The 16,360-nt window shown below is 67.1% G+C and carries 20 protein-coding genes; 9 read left to right on the top strand and 11 right to left on the bottom strand.

The genetic code is table 11. The features are described from left to right. Positions 1-54 precede the first annotated feature (54 nt). Complete coding sequence (gene dprA, locus ABIB28_RS07410) at positions 55-1,161, bottom strand: DNA-processing protein DprA (RefSeq protein WP_354287490.1); 1,107 nt, start codon at positions 1,159-1,161, stop codon at positions 55-57. After that, complete coding sequence (gene plsY / locus ABIB28_RS07405) at positions 1,154-1,738, bottom strand: glycerol-3-phosphate 1-O-acyltransferase PlsY (protein WP_133192143.1); 585 nt, start codon at positions 1,736-1,738, stop codon at positions 1,154-1,156. Before plsY ends, dprA begins: the two co-directional genes overlap by 8 nt. Before the next feature lie 130 nt (positions 1,739-1,868). Here plsY and murI point away from each other — a divergent pair, with 130 nt between their 5' ends. Together murI and hemA are read left to right on the top strand one after the other, a co-directional pair. Beyond that, a complete protein-coding gene (gene murI, locus ABIB28_RS07400; protein WP_354287488.1) occupies positions 1,869-2,663 on the top strand; it encodes a glutamate racemase in 795 nt (264 codons plus the stop codon). A 70-nt stretch (positions 2,664-2,733) separates the two neighbouring features. Further along, positions 2,734-3,975 carry a 5-aminolevulinate synthase gene (gene hemA / locus ABIB28_RS07395; RefSeq protein WP_354287486.1) on the top strand — a complete coding sequence of 414 codons (1,242 nt, stop codon included), beginning with the start codon at positions 2,734-2,736 and terminating at the stop codon, positions 3,973-3,975. Here the strand turns inward: hemA and ABIB28_RS07390 are convergent. From ABIB28_RS07390 to ABIB28_RS07360, 7 genes are all read right to left on the bottom strand, one after another. Further along, entirely contained in the window at positions 3,972-4,532 is a 561-nt protein-coding gene (locus ABIB28_RS07390) for a Uma2 family endonuclease (RefSeq protein ID WP_354287484.1), read from the bottom strand. The genes hemA and ABIB28_RS07390 overlap by 4 nt on opposite strands. Positions 4,533-4,711: 179 nt before the next feature. Next, positions 4,712-5,152 (bottom strand): DUF3429 domain-containing protein, encoded by a 441-nt coding sequence (locus ABIB28_RS07385; RefSeq protein ID WP_133191376.1) that lies wholly within the window; start codon positions 5,150-5,152, stop codon positions 4,712-4,714. Further along, the gene (locus tag ABIB28_RS07380) at positions 5,149-5,826 is read right to left on the bottom strand and encodes a class I SAM-dependent methyltransferase (protein ID WP_322161697.1); all 678 of its coding nucleotides are present in this window, start codon (positions 5,824-5,826) and stop codon (positions 5,149-5,151) included. The genes ABIB28_RS07385 and ABIB28_RS07380 overlap by 4 nt, the downstream gene beginning before the upstream one ends. After that, positions 5,823-7,088, bottom strand: coding sequence for a BtaA family protein (locus ABIB28_RS07375; RefSeq protein WP_189676433.1), 1,266 nt, complete (start codon positions 7,086-7,088; stop codon positions 5,823-5,825). Before ABIB28_RS07375 ends, ABIB28_RS07380 begins: the two co-directional genes overlap by 4 nt. Positions 7,089-7,355: 267 nt before the next feature. Further along, positions 7,356-7,910, bottom strand: a complete 555-nt coding sequence (locus ABIB28_RS07370; RefSeq protein WP_133191378.1) for a fasciclin domain-containing protein — start codon at positions 7,908-7,910, stop codon at positions 7,356-7,358. A 114-nt stretch (positions 7,911-8,024) separates the two neighbouring features. Beyond that, the gene (locus tag ABIB28_RS07365; RefSeq protein WP_133191379.1) at positions 8,025-8,771 is read right to left on the bottom strand and encodes an anti-sigma factor; all 747 of its coding nucleotides are present in this window, start codon (positions 8,769-8,771) and stop codon (positions 8,025-8,027) included. After that, positions 8,768-9,364, bottom strand: coding sequence for a sigma-70 family RNA polymerase sigma factor (locus tag ABIB28_RS07360; protein ID WP_229839383.1), 597 nt, complete (start codon positions 9,362-9,364; stop codon positions 8,768-8,770). The genes ABIB28_RS07365 and ABIB28_RS07360 overlap by 4 nt, the downstream gene beginning before the upstream one ends. A 136-nt stretch (positions 9,365-9,500) precedes the next feature. Here ABIB28_RS07360 and rpiB point away from each other — a divergent pair, with 136 nt between their 5' ends. From rpiB to ABIB28_RS07330, 6 genes are all read left to right on the top strand, one after another. Next, a complete protein-coding gene (rpiB, locus tag ABIB28_RS07355) occupies positions 9,501-9,953 on the top strand; it encodes a ribose 5-phosphate isomerase B (protein ID WP_133191380.1) in 453 nt (150 codons plus the stop codon). After that, on the top strand, positions 9,950-11,263 hold the full coding sequence (gene glyA, locus ABIB28_RS07350) for a serine hydroxymethyltransferase (protein ID WP_354287480.1): 1,314 nt from the start codon (positions 9,950-9,952) through the stop codon (positions 11,261-11,263). The genes rpiB and glyA overlap by 4 nt, the downstream gene beginning before the upstream one ends. A gap of 1 nt (position 11,264) precedes the next feature. After that, on the top strand, positions 11,265-11,519 hold the full coding sequence (locus ABIB28_RS07345; RefSeq protein WP_133191382.1) for a hypothetical protein: 255 nt from the start codon (positions 11,265-11,267) through the stop codon (positions 11,517-11,519). 3 nt (positions 11,520-11,522) lie between these two features. Beyond that, on the top strand, positions 11,523-11,984 hold the full coding sequence (nrdR, locus tag ABIB28_RS07340) for a transcriptional regulator NrdR (protein ID WP_133191383.1): 462 nt from the start codon (positions 11,523-11,525) through the stop codon (positions 11,982-11,984). Next, complete coding sequence (locus tag ABIB28_RS07335; protein WP_354287478.1) at positions 11,981-12,718, top strand: RNA methyltransferase; 738 nt, start codon at positions 11,981-11,983, stop codon at positions 12,716-12,718. Before nrdR ends, ABIB28_RS07335 begins: the two co-directional genes overlap by 4 nt. Before the next feature lie 73 nt (positions 12,719-12,791). Continuing rightward, positions 12,792-13,037 carry a hypothetical protein gene (locus ABIB28_RS07330; RefSeq protein WP_354287476.1) on the top strand — a complete coding sequence of 82 codons (246 nt, stop codon included), beginning with the start codon at positions 12,792-12,794 and terminating at the stop codon, positions 13,035-13,037. A 4-nt stretch (positions 13,038-13,041) separates the two neighbouring features. Here ABIB28_RS07330 and ABIB28_RS07325 read toward each other — a convergent pair whose 3' ends face one another. Next, entirely contained in the window at positions 13,042-13,344 is a 303-nt protein-coding gene (locus ABIB28_RS07325) for a chorismate mutase (protein ID WP_354287474.1), read from the bottom strand. A 210-nt stretch (positions 13,345-13,554) separates the two neighbouring features. Here ABIB28_RS07325 and rpsD point away from each other — a divergent pair, with 210 nt between their 5' ends. Further along, complete coding sequence (gene rpsD / locus ABIB28_RS07320; protein ID WP_133191387.1) at positions 13,555-14,169, top strand: 30S ribosomal protein S4; 615 nt, start codon at positions 13,555-13,557, stop codon at positions 14,167-14,169. 143 nt (positions 14,170-14,312) lie between these two features. Here the strand turns inward: rpsD and ABIB28_RS07315 are convergent, their stop codons facing one another. Next, positions 14,313-16,328: an alpha/beta hydrolase family protein gene (locus tag ABIB28_RS07315; RefSeq protein ID WP_133191388.1), complete on the bottom strand. Its 2,016-nt coding sequence runs from the start codon at positions 16,326-16,328 to the stop codon at positions 14,313-14,315. Positions 16,329-16,360 lie beyond the last annotated feature (32 nt).

Below are 16,360 nucleotides of genomic sequence, written 5' to 3'. Positions count from 1 at the left end.
TCCCGTCCCTGCCCAGCGGTCAGATCTTGGCGTTATTCGCAGCCCCGACCGTGCTCAGCCGGAGAAATCGAGCAGCGCGACTCGACCGCCAGCGTGTCGTTCGAGCCGCCCGGCGAGTTCGAGCTCGAGCAGCACCGTCTGGACGATCGCCGGGCCATGGCCCGACTGGCGGATGAGTTCGTCGATCGCGACCGGGACGGGGCCGAGCAGACCGACGACATCGCGCCGTTCGGTGTCGGTCGCATCGGCGGGTGGCGGCGCGGCGAACGGCGTGCGGGTGGTGCGGACCATCCGGCGGTCGATCGGGCGTATGCTTTCGAGCACATCGGCGGCGTTCTGCACGAGCGTCGCGCCGTCGCGGATCAGCCCGTTGCAGCCTTGCGCGCGCGGGTCGAGCGGGCTGCCGGGGACCGCCATCACCTCGCGGCCGAGCTCTCCCGCCAGTCGCGCGGTGATCAGCGATCCCGATTTGGGCGCGGCCTCGACCACCACCGTGCCGAGCGCGAGCCCGGCGATGATCCGATTGCGATAGGGGAAATGGCGCGCGCGCGGCTCGGTGCCGGGCGGCTGCTCGGCGATGAGCAGGCCTTCGCTGGCGATGCGGTCCTGCAGCGCGGCGTTTTCGGGCGGATAGACCACGTCGATCCCGCCCGCGATCACGCCGATCGTTCCCGTCGCGATCGAACCGATATGCGCCGCGGTGTCGACGCCGCGCGCCAGGCCCGAGACGATCGTGACGCCGTCCTGCCCGAGTTCGGCGGCGAGCTGGCGCGCGAAGCGGCACGCCGCCGCCGACGCGTTGCGCGCGCCGACCATCGCGATCGTCGTGCGGGCAAGCAACTCGGTTCGCCCGCGCAGCATGACGACGGGCGGCGCATCGTCGAGTTCGGCGAGCAGATCGGGATAGTCGGGATCGCCGAGGAACAGATGCCGCGCGCCGAGCCGCGCGGCGTGCGCGAGTTCACGCTCGGCGAGCGCGACCGGCGCGATCGGCGGCGGAGCGCCACCGCCGCGGGTGGCGAGGTGTGGGAGCGCGTCGAGGGCTGCCGCGGCAGTGCCGTAGCGCGCGAGCAACTGTGCGTAGCTGACCGGGCCGATCTGCGGCGTGCGAATCAAGCGGAGGCGGGCGATCGCGCCGGTCTCCCGCCCGGTATCAGCCATGTTTGCTGCCGACGCGCGGCTCGACCCCGCCGACCAGCCGTTCGATGTTCGCGCGGTGCTTCCACACCACGATCAGCGCGAGCGCGAGCAGCAGCAGCACGAGGTCGAACCGCGAGAAAGAGGCGGCGCTCAGCGGCGCGCTGATCGCGGCGAGCATGCCGGCGAGCGACGAGATCCGGAAGATCGCGAGCAAGGCAATCCATACGACCGCATAGACCAGCCCGATCGGCCAATGCAGCGCGAGCACGATGCCGAGCAAGGTCGCGACGCCCTTGCCGCCCTTGAAGCCGAGCCAGACCGGGTAGCAATGCCCGAGGAACGCCGCGGCGGCGGCGATTACGCCAGCGCCGCCGAGATAGCGTTCGGCGATCCACACCGCCGCAAAACCCTTGAACGCATCGAGCAGCAGCGTCGCCGCGGCGAGGCCCTTGCGTCCAGTGCGCAGGACGTTGGTCGCGCCGATATTGCCCGACCCGATCGTGCGCAGATCGCCCGCGCCCGCCATCCGCGTCAGCACCACGCCGAACGGGATCGAGCCCAGCAGATAGCCAAGCACCAGCGCGGCGGCAGGTGCCATCCAGAAAGTTTCCATCGACACGGTTTCAGCCCCCAAGCGAACCGAGCATAGCATGCCCGGGCGTGCTGCGGGAACACTCTCGCGCTACCCGGTACTTTGTCAAATGCGACCAGCGCGGTATTGCGCGCCGATGGATGCACGGCCGGTACTGTTTTTCGACTCTGGGATTGGCGGGCTGTCGGTGCTCGGCGCGGCGCGCGCGCTGCTGCCGCGGATGCCGGTGGTGTATGTCGCCGATTCGGCGGGCTTCCCGTACGGCACCAAGAGCGAGGCCGAGATCGCCGCGCGCGTCCCCGCGCTGCTCGGGCGACTCGCCGAACGCTATCGCCCGCGGCTGATCGTGATTGCGTGCAATACGGCGTCGACGATCGCGCTCGCGGCGGTGCGCGAGGCGCTCGACGTGCCTGTCGTGGGAACCGTCCCGGCGATCAGGCCCGCCGCCTTGGTCAGCAAGACGCGCGTGATCGGGGTGCTCGGCACCAATGCGACGGTGCGCCAGCCCTATGTCGACGATCTCGCGGCGCGCTTTGCGAGCGACTGCACGGTGCTGCGCCACGGCTCGGCCGAGCTCGTCGAACTCGCCGAGGCCAAGCTCCACGGCCACGCGACCGATCCGGCGCGCTATGCCGCGATCCTCGACGGCCTGTTCGGCCAGCCGGGCGGCGAACGGATCGACACGATCGTCAACGCCTGCACGCATTTCCCGCTCGTCGCCGACGAGCTTGCCGCCGCCGCGCGGCACCCGGTGACCTTCGTCGATGGCAGCGCCGGGATCGCGCGCCGGATCGCGTTCCTCACCGCGGGGCAGGATTGGCCCGATGCAGCGGGCGACGGACGCGCGGTGTTCACCGCGAGCGATGCGTCGACCGATGCGCTGGCGCCGGCGCTCGCGCGCTTCGGTCTCGCGCGACGTGAGACATTATGACCACCCGTTCGATCACGCTGATCGCGTAAACGCGCTGGAATTCCGGGCGATGAAGGACTAGATCGCGGCGATGGACGTGGACACACCGCCTCGCGGAGTCGATTACTCCCGGATCTTCACGCAAGCGATCGATCGCTTGCATGTCGAGGGGCGCTACCGCGTCTTCATCGATATCCTGCGCAACAAGGGTGCGTTCCCCAACGCGCGCTGCTTTGCCGGGCATAACGGACCCAAGCCGATCACGGTGTGGTGCTCGAACGATTATCTGGCGATGGGCCAGCACCCGGAAGTGATCGCGGCGATGGAACATGCGCTCCACGACGTCGGCGCGGGCTCGGGGGGCACGCGCAACATCGGCGGCAACACGCATTACCATGTCGATCTCGAGGGCGAGCTTGCCGATCTGCACGGCAAGGAAGGCGCGCTGCTGTTCACCAGCGGCTATGTCTCGAACGAGGCGACGCTCGCGACGCTCGCCAAGGTGTTGCCGGGCTGCGTGATCTTCTCGGACGAGTTCAACCACGCCTCGATGATCGCGGGGATTCGCAATTCGGGGTGCGAGAAGCATGTCTTCCGCCACAACGACGTCGCGCATCTCGAGGAACTGCTTGCCGCTGCCGATCCGACCGTGCCCAAGCTGATCGCGTTCGAGAGTGTCTATTCGATGGATGGCGATGTCGCGCCGATCGCCGAGATTTGCGATCTGGCTGACCGCTACAATGCACTGACCTATCTCGACGAAGTCCATGCCGTCGGCATGTACGGCGCGCGCGGCGGCGGCATTTCGGAGCGCGACGGCGTCGCGCATCGGCTGACGATCATCGAAGGCACGCTCGGCAAGGCGATCGGCGTGATGGGCGGCTATATCAGCGCCGACCAGACGATCATCGACGTGATCCGCTCGTACGCGCCGGGGTTTATCTTCACGACCTCGCTGTCGCCGGTGCTGGTCGCGGGGGCGCTTGCCGCGGTGCGCCACCTCAAGGCGTCGAGCGTCGAGCGCGACGGGCAACAGGCGGCCGCCACGATGCTCAAGACGCTGTTTGCCGGGGCCGGGCTCCCTGTTATGGATTCGACGACGCATATCGTTCCGCTGATGGTCGGCGATCCGATCAAGGCGAAGAAGATCAGCGACATCCTGCTCGCCGAATACGGCGTCTACGTCCAGCCGATCAACTACCCGACGGTGCCGCGCGGCACCGAGCGGCTGCGCTTCACGCCTGGCCCCGCGCATGACGAAGCAATGATGCGCGAACTGACCGATGCCCTGGTCGAGATCTGGGGCCGGTTGGAGCTGCGCAAGGCGGCCTAGGCGACGACGATCGTCTCGGCCGTGCCCGGCACCGCGAGCGGCTGGTCGAACGCTACGACGAAGCGCTCGGCGTAGCGGTCGACTTCGGGCGACCGCATCACGTGCATGACGCGCGCCTCGACATCGGCGACCCAATAGTCCGGCACGCCGGCGGTCGCATATTCAGCCTGCTTTTCGCCGAGATCGGTGCCGAGTGTGGTCACGGCTATTTCGACGATAAGGACGACGCGATCCGGTGGGACTGGTCCGCTGGACGGTGCATCGGGGTGGACGACAGCAATGTCAGCACCACGAATCGTCAGTGGACCAATCCCGATCATTAGATCGACTGCCAAACGACGGTCTGTTGCGGAATAGGCGGTGATCAGCTTTGCGATCAGGCTGCCGTTCATCTCGCCATGCGAGAGGCCCCCGGACATCATCTTGCGCAATTCCCCCCGGACGAGCTCGACGTTCATGTCGGTGAAGGCGCCAGCGTCGTGCATCCGCAGATACTCGCGCGCGGTGAACAGCGTCTCTGGGACGGACTCGACGGCGAGGCGGACCGGCTTGTTCATGCCCGCAAGGATACCATGCCCGCGCCGCGCACGCGAGCGCCACGGAACCAGCGAGCGCCCGGCCCGTTTTCCCTTGAAATCAGGAGATTGCGCGATGGGTAAAGGGTGTATCTTGTGGCTGATCGGCGTGCCGATCCCCGTCATCCTGCTGCTGTGGCTGCTCTTCGGCCACTGATCGGTCAGGCGATCCCGAGCAGCAGCGTCAGCAGCCCGAGGCCGAGCGAGAGCGGGATCCGCAACCGCATCCACCACGCCGGGACGAGCCCGCGCCTGGCGAGCAAATGGTCGACGCCGAGCGCGGCGATCAGCGCGACACCCAGCAGGATCAGCGACGGCCCCGGCCACGGTTCGCCGACCGCCCAGGGGACTGCGCTCGCCAAGGCAAAAAGCGACGGCACGATCGCGGCGACCCACAGCCATTCGGGCGGACGCTCATGGCTCGCCGCGACACCCCACCACAGCCCGCCGAGGAAGCTCAGAATCAACGCGGCATAGGCATAGCCCATCGACAGTGCGGAAAAGCGCAACGCGCCGTCGCCGCTCAACACCACCGCTACCGCCGCGATCTGCGGTAGCAGGCCGGCAAGGCCGAGCCAGCGCGGAAGCTGTGGCGGGTTCATGCTGCCGGCCGCCGGATGCTGCCCGACCAGGCATAGCCGCGATACAGCGGGGTGAAGCGCGCGGTGCCACCGGTCTCGCTGGCGGCCTCGATCAGCGCAGGCTGGAGCGTCGCGCGCGGCGAGACGTCGAACTTGTCGAGCCACGCAAACAGCGCGCTGCGGAAAACCCGCGGCAAGCGCTCCTGCTGACCGAAATCGACCACATCGAGCCGGCCGCCCGGCGCGAGCTTCTCGGCACCCTCGCGGATCGCGCCGCGCCAGTCGGGGATCATCGACAGCGTGTAGCTCTGGAAGATCCGGTCGAACGTGCTCACACCGAACAGGGCCGTCGAATCGAACGCGGTCGCATCGCCTTGCGCGAGCACGATCTTGTCCGAGAGGCCCGCCGCGGCGACCTTCGCACGCGCAGTCTCGAGCATCGCTTCCGAAATATCGATGCCGAAAAAGCGCGCGTCGGGCCACGCCCGCGCGGCCGCGATCAGGTTGCGTCCGGTGCCGCAGCCGATCTCGAGCACGCTGCCGCCAGCGGGCGGGGCGATCCCAGCGATCAGCGCATCGCGCCCGAGCAGATAGTATTTGCGCGTCAGGTCATAGATGTGTCGCTGCGAGCGGTAGATCGCATCCATCTGCCCGGCATGCCCCGATGCCGCCTCGACCGCTGCCGCGTCGTTCATCCGAGCACGTAGAGGTGGACGCCGCCGTAGATCGAGGAGCGGTCGCGCTTGGTGTAATCGAGCGAATCCTCGGCGCGATACTGCCATTTGCCGAGGATCGCATCGGGCACGCGGCCGGGCAGGATGGTCGGCTCGCCCGCGGTGCGGAACAGCACGCGCGCGCCGGGCTTGGCGGTGCGCGTGATCTCGCTCCACAGGTCGCTCAGCTGCGCGTCGGTCATCCAGTCCTGCGCATCGAGCAGGATGTAGCGATCGAGCGAGGCGTCGCCTTGCTCACGCAGATATTCGGCGAAATTGACGTGGCAGACTTCGATCCGCGACGCGCGCGCGACGATCTCGTCATAATGGTCGCGCTGGAGATAGGGCGGCAGCGGGGCGGCGGCATCCTTGCCATAGCCACGGCCAAACGCCTGCCAGGCGAAATAATTGTCCTTGATGTCGAAATCGCAGGCGAGCTTCTCGAGCCGCTCGCGCAGCACGACCGCCATCTTCTCGTCACCGGCGAGCGCCTCGTACTGCGCGGGCGGGATGCCGAGCCCGAACAGCGATGCGGGCTGGTCGGTGATCCACTTGACGAAGCCCTTGTCGAAGAACGGCGCGAATTCGCGGTCGAAGATCTCGCGCTGTTCCTCGATCGATTTCGCGGTGAGCAGGATCTTGGGGTTCACCCCGTTGAGCCGTGCCAGCAGATGCGCGACGCCGATGAAATTGCCGAGCAGCCCGCGCTTGTAGACGTTCTTGGCGAACCCGCCGATCCGCCGGCGCCCGACCATGTCGCGGCCTTCCCAATAGGCGAGCGTCGTCGCGTCGAGGTGCGGGCGGATATAGGTCCGATAGGCGAGCACGTTCTGGCGGCTGTTGGCCTGCGCGAAGAAGCGGTGGAAGGCGTCGTAATCGGGCAGATGCCGTGCCGCGACAAGCTTCAATTTGTTGAGCGCGATATGCGCTGGGTTGAGATCGACCGCGGTGATCGCGCGTGGGTTGGCGGTGAGGTACGACATCATGTTGCACCCGCCCGAGGCGATCGTGACGACATGGCTGTCGGGCGTGATCGCGAGCGCTTCCATGTCGACCGCGGGATCTTCCCAGATCTGCGCATAGACGAGCCCGCGGAACGCGAAAGTGAAGGCGCGCTCGAGCAAACCCTGCTTTGACATATGCTTGTGCTGGAGCACCGCGTTGCGCACTGCGCGGTTCTTGACCGCGCGAGTGCCGGGGCGGTGGACGACGCGGTCCTTGAGCGATCGGAGGGCATTGGCCATGATGAACTCTCCCGCCGGACGATCACGCCAGGGATGCGGCGCGCGGTGGCGCGCACGCACTACGACGATCCGGTGACGCTTCCATGACGGGATAGCGTCTAAATGAAAAGGACCTGCCGGCTAAAGGGGGGCCGACAGGTCCGTTTACGCCACCGTTCGTCGCAAAGGAGGGGATCCGACGACGGTGTTACACGCCGCTGCTTGGGGCAGCGACACGGTAGCTACGCGGGGGTTGCATCGCTGGATGCACCCCGCTTCGACAATTTTTTACGGCATCATCACGGTGTCGATGACGTGGATCACACCGTTCGACTGCATCACGTTGGCGATCGTGACCTTACCCTTGTGGCCCTTGGCATCCATGATGCCCCAGCCGTTGCCCGACTTCATGAAGGTCAGCGTGCCGCCCTGGACGGTGGCATAGGTCGCCTTGCCCATGTTGGCCTTCGCCTTGGCGGCGATGTCCTGCGCGGTGATCGTGCCGGGGACGACGTGATAGGTGAGGACCGAGGTCAGCGTGTCCTTGTTCTCGGGCTTGAGCAGCGTGGTCACCGTGCCCTTGGGCAGCTTGGCGAAGGCCGCGTTGGTCGGCGCGAAGACGGTGAAGGGGCCAGGGCCGCTCAGCGTCTCGACCAGGCCGGCAGCCTTGACTGCGGCGACGAGCGTCGTGTGGTCCTTCGAATTGACGGCGTTCTCGACGATGTTCTTCGTCGGGTACATGGCGGCGCCGCCGACCATCGGATTGGTCTGGGCATAAGCGAGCGAGGCACCGCTGAGCGCAATCGCTGCAGCGACGATCGAGGTGCGGAAGGTGCGAGTCATGTGCGTTCTCTCCAACGGATCGCCCGGTGGTCCGGACGTGCCGGATATACGCTCGAAACCCGGGTATGGATGCAACCGGACCTATTGGAAATGTGCCGACGCTTTACCCGACGCCTAGACGCGCGACAGCGCACCCGTCGCGACCACCGGCCCGGTCGGCAGACCCGTCGGCGATCCGCCGATCGGCTCGAGCGAAACGGCAAGCGTTGCGCCCGCGGCAAGCCGCGCGCGATTGGCCGCATCGAGCGTCAACGCCGTGCCGCCATGCGTCTGGAGCAAGCCGAGCGAATGCGGCGTCCCGCCCGCTGGAATGACCCACAGTTCGGCGGTGCGCTTCGCGTCGGCCAGGCTCGCCTCGGTCAGCCGCAGCGATCCGGCGCGCGCGTCGTACACCACGGTGACCGGGGTGCCCTTGGCGGTCGGGGTGATCGAGGCGACCAGCGTCGGACCGGTCTCGACCACGACGCGGGGCGCGACCGGGGGTTGCGGCACGGGCAGCGGGCGGGTGAACAGCACGACGAGCAAACCCGCGGCGGCAACGCTCGAAAACGCAGCCAAGCTCGGCCAGAATTTGCTCGGCGCGCGCGCCGGCAGGGCGACGACGCTTGGCGCGGGGGCGCCATATAGCGAACGCTCGATCCGTGCGAACAGATCGGGCGCGGGCATTTCGGGCCACAGGTCGAACAATTGCGCGAGGTGCGTGCGCCACGCCTCGACCTCGCGCGCAAAGCCGGGCTCGGCGAGCACACGCCGGGTCGCGGCGGCGCGCGCGTCGCCGTCGAGCAGGCCAAGCGCGAATTCGCCCGCCATCGTGTCGGGCAGATCGTCGTCGCGGACGTCGGGGGGCAATACGTCGCTCATCCCTCGAGACACGCTTTGAGCCGCGCGAGACCGCGCCGCACCCAGCTCTTCATCGTGCCAAGCGGCACCGCCTCGCGCTCGGCGAGCTCGGCATAGGTCACGCCGTCGAAGAACGCCGTGCGGATCGCGGCGCGCTGGCGCTCCTCGAGACTGTCGAGGCAAGCGTGCAGCTGGTGCGTCGATTCGGCCTCGAGCAGCACGTCGCTGGCAAGTGGTGCGGTGTCGAGGATCGGGGGCGCATCTTCGATCGGCGATGCGCGGCGCACGGTCTGCGCACGCTGCCAGTCGATCGCGCGGTTGCGCGCGATCGTCGCGAGCCAAGTGATCGGGCTTGCGCGCGCGGGTTCGTAGGCGCCGGCGCGTTTCCAGATGGTGAGATATACGTCGTGCAACACGTCTTCCGCAGCCTGCCTTTCGCCGCAGATACGGTAGCAGATGCCGAATAGCTTCGCCGAGGTCAGCGAATAGAGATCGCGAAAGGCCGCGCGGTCTTCCTCGCCGGTACGGACCAGCGTCTCGACGAGCCGAAGACGCGCCGCTTCGGGTGTCCCGGCGGCGGAGTTGACGGAAGCGCGAGGCGTCGAATCTATCACAGATCAACACCCTAGCCAGCTGTTGCGGGTATCGCAATCGCCGTACGGCAATTCTGCTGGCTTGAGTGTGGCAATTGCGCGGATGCTTGGCTAAAGCGCTGCCGATCCGCTCAATCGAATTGGGAGCGCCTTCGCTTTGCGCATCGCCATTGCCTCCGACCACGCCGCCTTTGCGCTAAAGGGCATACTTGCCGCTTGGCTCGCCGGGCAGGGGCATGACGTCGTCGATCTCGGTCCCGACAGCGATGCGCGCGTCGATTACCCCGATTTCGGGTTCAAGCTGGCCGAAGCGATCGCGGCCGGATCGGCCGAGCGCGGTATCGCGCTGTGCGGGTCGGGGATCGGCATTTCGATCGCGGTCAACCGCAACCCGGCGGTGCGCTGCGCGCTCGTCTCGGAACCGCTGTCCGCCGCGCTGGCACGCGAGCATAACGACGCCAACGTCATCGCGCTCGGCGCGCGGCTGATCGGCGAGGACATGGCCAAGGCCTGCATTACCGCTTTCCTGACCACCGATTTCGCCGGTGGCCGCCATCAAACCCGCGTCGACAAGCTCGGCGCCCCAGCTCCCGCAAAGGATCCGGCATGAGCACCAATCCCACCACGCTCCACGACGTCCAGCCCGACGGTTTCTTCACGCGCGGCCTGGCCGAAACCGACCCCGCGGTGTTCGCGGGCGTCCAGCACGAGCTGACGCGCGAGCAGACGCAGATCGAGCTGATCGCCTCCGAGAACATCGTGTCGAAGGCGGTGCTGCAGGCGCAGGGCTCGGTGTTCACCAACAAATATGCCGAAGGCTATCCCGGCAAGCGCTATTATCAGGGATGCCACCCGTCGGACGAAGTCGAGCAGCTGGCGATCGACCGTGCCAAGCAGCTGTTCGACTGCGCCTATGTCAACGTCCAGCCGCATTCGGGCGCGCAGGCCAATGGGGCGGTGATGCTCGCTTTGGTGAAGCCCGGCGAGACGATCCTCGGCATGAGCCTCGATGCCGGCGGCCATCTGACGCACGGCGCGCGCGCGGCGATGTCGGGCAAGTGGTTCAATGCGGTGCAATACGGCGTCGATCCGGTCAGCCACTTGATCGACTTCGACGAAGTCGCGAGCCTGGCGCGCGAGCATCGCCCCAAGCTGATCATCGCGGGTGGCTCGGCCTATCCGCGGCAGATCGATTTCGCCAAGTTCCGCGCGATCGCGGATGAGGTCGGCGCCTATTTCCTGGTCGACATGGCGCATTTCTCGGGACTGGTCGCGGCCGGCCTGCATCCCTCGCCGCTGCCGCACGCGCATGTCGTAACGACGACGACGCACAAGACGCTGCGCGGCCCGCGCGGCGGCATGATCCTCAGCAATGACGAGGCGCTCGGCAAGAAGTTCAACTCGGCGGTGTTCCCGGGACTGCAGGGCGGTCCGCTCATGCACGTCATCGCCGCCAAGGCGGTCGCGTTCGGCGAAGCGCTCGAGCCCGGCTATAAGAGCTACATCGCCGCGGTGATGGAAAACGCCAAGGTGCTCGCGGCGACGCTCAAGGAGCGCGGCGCCGAGATCGTCTCGGGTGGGACCGACACGCATCTCGCGCTGATCGACCTCACCCCGCTCGGCGTCACCGGCAAGGATGCCGACGAAGCGCTCGAGCGTGCGAACATCACGTGCAACAAGAACGGCATCCCGAACGACCCGCTCCCGCCGACCAAGACCAGCGGCATCCGCGTCGGCACGCCTGCGGGCACGACGCGCGGCTTTGGCCCCGCCGAGTTCCGCGAGATCGGCAACATGGTCGCCGACGTGCTCGACGGCCTGCGCCAGAAGGGCGAGGGCGGCGACCCGGCGGTAGAAGCCGCTGTACGGGAGCGTGTTATTGCACTATGTCACCGGTTCCCGATCTACCCGGAGAGCTGACATGACCGATCCCGCTGGCGACGAGAAACCCAAGACCACCTTCGAAGACATGGCCCGCGCCGTTGGCGAGGATGTCGTCGAAGTGCTCGACAGCGCGGTCGACAAGACCAGCACGCTGCTCGGCGGCGAGGAAGGCAACCGGATCGTCGGCGGCGCCGTCGTCGGTGCGCTGGCGGCGATCGTGCTGCCGTTTTCGCTGATGACGGGCGCTTTGCTCGGCGCCGGCTATGCCGCTTATCGAAAGTTGAACAAATAAGAGATGCGCTGCCCCTTTTGCGGACATGAAGACAGCCAGGTCAAGGATTCGCGCCCGACCGAAGATGCCGGTGCGATCCGCCGCCGGCGCCAGTGCGAGGGGTGTGCAGCGCGTTTCACCACGTTCGAGCGGATCCAGCTGCGCGAGCTGACCGTGCTCAAGAGCGAGGACAAGCGCGAGCCGTTCGATCGCGAGAAGCTGCTGCGTTCGGTCTCGATCGCGGCGCGCAAGCGCCCGATCGAGGCGGTGCGGCTCGAGAAGCTCGTCTCGGGCATCCAGCGCCAGCTCGAGACACAGGGCGAAAGCGAAGTGCGCTCGGGGCGGATCGGCGAGATGGTGATGGAGGGGCTCAAGGGCCTCGATTCGGTCGCCTATATCCGCTTCGCCAGCGTCTATAAGGATTTCCGCGAGGCGCGTGATTTCGAGGAGTTCGCCGGTACGGTGAGCGAGGTCGGCAAGGCGTGAGCACGCTTCCGGCTGTTCCGCCCCCCGTCCTCGTCCTCGTCCGCCCGCAGCTCGGCGAGAATATCGGCAAGGCCGCGCGCGCGATGCTCAATTTCGGCTTGGTCGAGATGCGGCTGGTGTCGCCGCGCGACGGCTGGCCCAATCCCTCAGCCGGGCCGGCGGCATCGGGTGCCGATATCGTGCTCGAACGGGCGCGCGTCTATGAGACCGTCGCCGACGCGGTCGCCGATTGCAGCCATGTCTATGCGACCACGGTGCGCAAGCGCGGCGTGACCAAGCCGGTGGTGACCCCCGAACAGGCCGCTGCCGCGATCCATGCCGGGCCGGGGCGCGCGGCGATCCTGTTCGGGCCCGAACGCTCGGGGCTCGAGACCGACGACGTCGCGCTCGCGCGGACGATCATCACCGTGCCGATCAACCCCGAATTCGGCTCGCTCAATCTCGCACAGGCGGTCATCCTCGTCGCGTACGAATGGTCGAAGGGCATGGGGCTGGCGCAGCCGCCCGCGGTCGAACTGCACGAGCCCGCGCCGCAGGCCGAGCTCGACGGGATGATCGGCCAGCTCGACGCGATGCTCGTCGCGACCGACTTCTTCTATCCGCCTGACCGCACCCCGGTGACGCGACGCACGCTGCGCACCTTGCTGACCAAGCCCGCCTGGTCGGCGCAGGAAGTGCGGACGCTGCGCGGCGTGTTGTCGGCGCTGTCGGGGAAGACGCCGCGGCGACCTTGATCTGCGCGTAGCGGCGTTATATTGCGGTGTAGCAACGACTTACATCGAGCTGAGTTGGGTCACGGGGAACACCATGAAAACTGTCGTCGCTGTTGTGCTGCTGTGCGTCCCGAGCCTCGCTTATGCGAGCGACGCGGTCCCCGCGGCCACTCCGATCGAGAAAGAAAAGAAGGTCTGCCGCAGCCAGGAAGCGACCGGGTCGCTGTTCGTCAAGCGTGTCTGCCGCACCAAGGCCCAATGGGCGTCGCTCGACCTCGAGGGGCAGCGCTCGGCCGAGCACATGCAGAGCCGCGGCAACGGCGTCGACGTCCCGCGCTGAGCGATCAGCGTCGGTCGAACGCAGCGAGTTCGTAGGCGATCGACGCTTCGACCAGTTGCTCCCAGAGATCTGCGACGATCCGTTCGGGCACGCCGGCCGCCTGCGCCGCGGCGCAGGCATTGGCGATGACCTGGGTCTTGCGCGCTTCGTCGCGCACCGCGCCGCGCGCGGGTTTGATCCGCGCCGCGGCGTCCATGTACGCGAAGCGCCGTGCCAGCAGCGCGATCAGTTCGCGGTCGACCTGGTCGACGCCGGCGCGGACCTCGATCATGGTGGTGCAGTCGGGGCCTGACAGGATTTCGCTCATGCCCGCGGTCTTGGCGTGACGGGCCGCAGCTGTCCAGCTTGACTCACACGGCCCACGCGGCTAGGCGCCCACCTTCGCAAATGGCCCCGCACCCCGGTGAAGTGGTGGCCCTGCCTTGATCCTCCAAAGATCTGGATAGAGCGATACCGGGTATCGATCGCCTGCCCCGGCAGGTGGTCTTGTCACGAAGCACTTGCCAAGGAATATCTTATGTCGAAGCGTTCAAGCGCAAAGTACAAGCTCGATCGCCGGATGGGCGAGAACATCTGGGGTCGTCCCAAGTCGCCCGTCAACAAGCGCGAATATGGCCCCGGCCAGCACGGCCAGCGCCGCAAGGGCAAGGTCTCGGACTTCGGCATCCAGCTGCGCGCCAAGCAGAAGCTCAAGGGCTATTATGGCGACGTGACCGAGAAGCAGTTCCGCGCGTGCTACACCGAGGCAGCGCGCATGAAGGGCGACACCGGCCAGAATCTGATCGGCCTGCTCGAGCAGCGCCTCGACATGATCGTCTATCGCGCCAAGTTCGCACCGACCGTCTGGGCGGCGCGTCAGCTCGTTTCGCACGGCCACATCCGCGTCAACGGCGTGAAGTGCAACATCGCGTCGCGTCGCTGCTTCGTCGGTGACGAGATCACGCTGGGCACCAAGGCCAAGGAAATGGCGCTGGTGCTCGAAGCGCAGCAGCTCGCCGAGCGCGAAATCCCCGATTATGTCGCGCCCGACGGTGCGGCGAAGGTCACCTTCACGCGCGTGCCGGCGCTCGACGAAGTGCCCTATCCGGTGAAGATGGAACCGAACCTGGTGGTCGAGTTCTACAGCCGCTGAGGCGAGGCGCTAGCGAAGCTAGCGCCAGCCATACTCAGCGGCTCGGCCGGCGGTGCCCGAGGCACCGACCGACGCCGTGGCTTCGCCACGGCGCCGATCCGAACCAAGAAGGGCGGCCCCGCATCGGGCCGCCCTTTTTCGTGTCACTTGATGCCGAGTGACGTGCGCAGGAACGTATCGGTCTTGTCGAGCATCTTCGTGCGCGCGGCGGTATCGTCGAGCTGATGGTCGAGCCCCTTGAACTCGACCAGCTCGACTTGCTTGTGCGCGCTGCGCAGCCGGCTCGCCATCGTGCGCGATTCGCCGATGCCGACATTCTGGTCCATGTCGCCGTGGAACAGCAGCACCGGCGCGGCGATCTGCGCCGCGTTCAGCGCAGGCGATCCCTCGCGGATATGCGGGCCCTTGCCGACAAACGCATCGACCAGCGCGAAGCTCTCATAATGGTCGTGCTCGTGGCGCCACGTGTCGAGATCGGTGACCGGCGCGATCGCGACGATCGCCTTGAACAGCGCGGGGTCGAGGATCGGCGATTGCAGCGCGGCATAGCCGCCATACGACCAGCCGACGATCGCGAGCCCGCCCGGCGCGGCGATGCCCTGCTTGACCATCCAGCGCCCGGCATCGTTGACGTCGCCGATCGCGATGCGCCACGATTTGAAACCGTTCTGCTGGAACCATGTATCGCCATAACCGGTCGATCCGCGATAGTTCGGCTGGAGCACGGCGTAGCCGCGCGCCGCGAGGAACTGGACCAGCCAGTCGAAGCCCCATTCGTCGCGGTCGCCCGGGCCGCCGTGCGGCATGACGATCGCGGGCAGCCCCTTGCCCGATCCGCCCACCGGGAGCGTCAGATAGGCCGGGATCGGCGTGCCGTCGGCGGCGGGAAAGGTGATCGCCTTGACCGGGGCAAGCTTGGCTTCCTCGAGCGGCGGGCGCGCGAGCAGCAGAGCGTCGAGGTGTCGCGTCTTCTTGTCGAACACCATATACTTGCCGGGATCGACGTCGCTTCCGGTCCACAGCAACAGTTTCGATTCATCCGCGCTGGCGTCGATGAAGCGGACCAGCGGGGTGCCCGGCATCGCCTTGGACAGGCTCAGCGACAGCTTCTTGAGCTCGGGGTCGAAGAAATCGGTCTGGCGGCGATCGGTGACGAAGCTCACGCCGACCACGCGATTGTGACGCCCGATGCGCACCAGCCCGGCGACATCGACGTCGGGGCGCGAATAGACGAGCTCCCGCTTGAGGCTGCCATCGAGCGCGATCTTGAACAGCGCGCGGCGCCCGTCGAGATTGTCGAAGCCATAGACCACGTCGAGCGCGGGATCGACGGCATAGGGGTCGAACCCGGATTCGGTCTGTGCGTCGCCGGTGACGGTGCTGAGCGGCAGCCATTTGGTCGTGCCGGCCTTGCGATAGACATAGCGGATATGCGTCGCGCCATAGCCACTGCTCGTTTTCGGCCGGATGCCGGCGATGCGGACGGTCCCGCGCCCGTCGGAGATATATTCCTCGGTATCCGCGCGCGCGGGCTCGACGAAGCTGCGGCGCAGTGTCGCGGGATCGACGCGTTCGACGGCGAGCCCGTGGTCGGTCTCGTTGAGATGCGTGCCGGTACTGTATTCGGGAACGACTTGGCGCGTCATCAGCAGCGTGGCGCCGCTGGGGTCGCCCTGCCAGTCGATGATGCGCCCGCCATTCTGCATCACGCCAAGCGCGTCGGTCGAGGTCCTGGCGCTGAGCAGCTTGAGGTTCTTGCCATCGGCCTGCACCGTGATCAGCCGATCGAAGCCGACCATGTCGCTGACCTTGCCGTCGGTGAAGCGCAGCCCGCAGACCAGCCGGTCGTTGGTGGCCCATTGGCAATAATCGAGCTGCTCCTTCTCGCCGCTCGAGCCGAACACGCGGACCAATGGTTCGGCCGAATCGACCGTCAGCACGAACGCCGCGACGCCGCGATCGCCCGCGCTCATCAGCACGACGGCGCGTTTGCCATCGGGCGACAGGCTGATCTGCTGCACCGATTCGCGCGCGCCGAAGCGCTGTGCGTCGGTCAGCGCGGTGGGTGCGGTCGCCGCTGCATCCGGGGCCGCGCTCGCGGCAAGCGGTGATGTGGCAACGCAGGCGATCAGCGCTGCGCGCAGCATATGTCGTGTCATGGAATCCCCCCTATGATTCCGCACGATACCGC

Source organism: Sphingomonas sp. UYEF23 (assembly GCF_040546165.1).
Classification (GTDB): domain Bacteria; phylum Pseudomonadota; class Alphaproteobacteria; order Sphingomonadales; family Sphingomonadaceae; genus Sphingomonas; species Sphingomonas glacialis.
This window is presented reverse-complemented; position numbering and strand designations above follow the sequence as displayed.

Coding starts and splice junctions, on each gene's coding strand:
- dprA (WP_354287490.1), bottom strand. CDS start 1,161: ATGGCTGATACCGGGCGGGAGACCGGCGCGATCGCCCGCCTCCGCTTG.
- plsY (WP_133192143.1), bottom strand. CDS start 1,738: ATGGCACCTGCCGCCGCGCTGGTGCTTGGCTATCTGCTGGGCTCGATC.
- murI (WP_354287488.1), top strand. CDS start 1,869: ATGGATGCACGGCCGGTACTGTTTTTCGACTCTGGGATTGGCGGGCTG.
- hemA (WP_354287486.1), top strand. CDS start 2,734: ATGGACGTGGACACACCGCCTCGCGGAGTCGATTACTCCCGGATCTTC.
- ABIB28_RS07390 (WP_354287484.1), bottom strand. CDS start 4,532: ATGAACAAGCCGGTCCGCCTCGCCGTCGAGTCCGTCCCAGAGACGCTG.
- ABIB28_RS07385 (WP_133191376.1), bottom strand. CDS start 5,152: ATGAACCCGCCACAGCTTCCGCGCTGGCTCGGCCTTGCCGGCCTGCTA.
- ABIB28_RS07380 (WP_322161697.1), bottom strand. CDS start 5,826: ATGAACGACGCGGCAGCGGTCGAGGCGGCATCGGGGCATGCCGGGCAG.
- ABIB28_RS07375 (WP_189676433.1), bottom strand. CDS start 7,088: ATGGCCAATGCCCTCCGATCGCTCAAGGACCGCGTCGTCCACCGCCCC.
- ABIB28_RS07370 (WP_133191378.1), bottom strand. CDS start 7,910: ATGACTCGCACCTTCCGCACCTCGATCGTCGCTGCAGCGATTGCGCTC.
- ABIB28_RS07365 (WP_133191379.1), bottom strand. CDS start 8,771: ATGAGCGACGTATTGCCCCCCGACGTCCGCGACGACGATCTGCCCGAC.
- glyA (WP_354287480.1), top strand. CDS start 9,950: ATGAGCACCAATCCCACCACGCTCCACGACGTCCAGCCCGACGGTTTC.
- ABIB28_RS07345 (WP_133191382.1), top strand. CDS start 11,265: ATGACCGATCCCGCTGGCGACGAGAAACCCAAGACCACCTTCGAAGAC.
- nrdR (WP_133191383.1), top strand. CDS start 11,523: ATGCGCTGCCCCTTTTGCGGACATGAAGACAGCCAGGTCAAGGATTCG.
- ABIB28_RS07330 (WP_354287476.1), top strand. CDS start 12,792: ATGAAAACTGTCGTCGCTGTTGTGCTGCTGTGCGTCCCGAGCCTCGCT.
- ABIB28_RS07325 (WP_354287474.1), bottom strand. CDS start 13,344: ATGAGCGAAATCCTGTCAGGCCCCGACTGCACCACCATGATCGAGGTC.
- rpsD (WP_133191387.1), top strand. CDS start 13,555: ATGTCGAAGCGTTCAAGCGCAAAGTACAAGCTCGATCGCCGGATGGGC.
- ABIB28_RS07315 (WP_133191388.1), bottom strand. CDS start 16,328: ATGACACGACATATGCTGCGCGCAGCGCTGATCGCCTGCGTTGCCACA.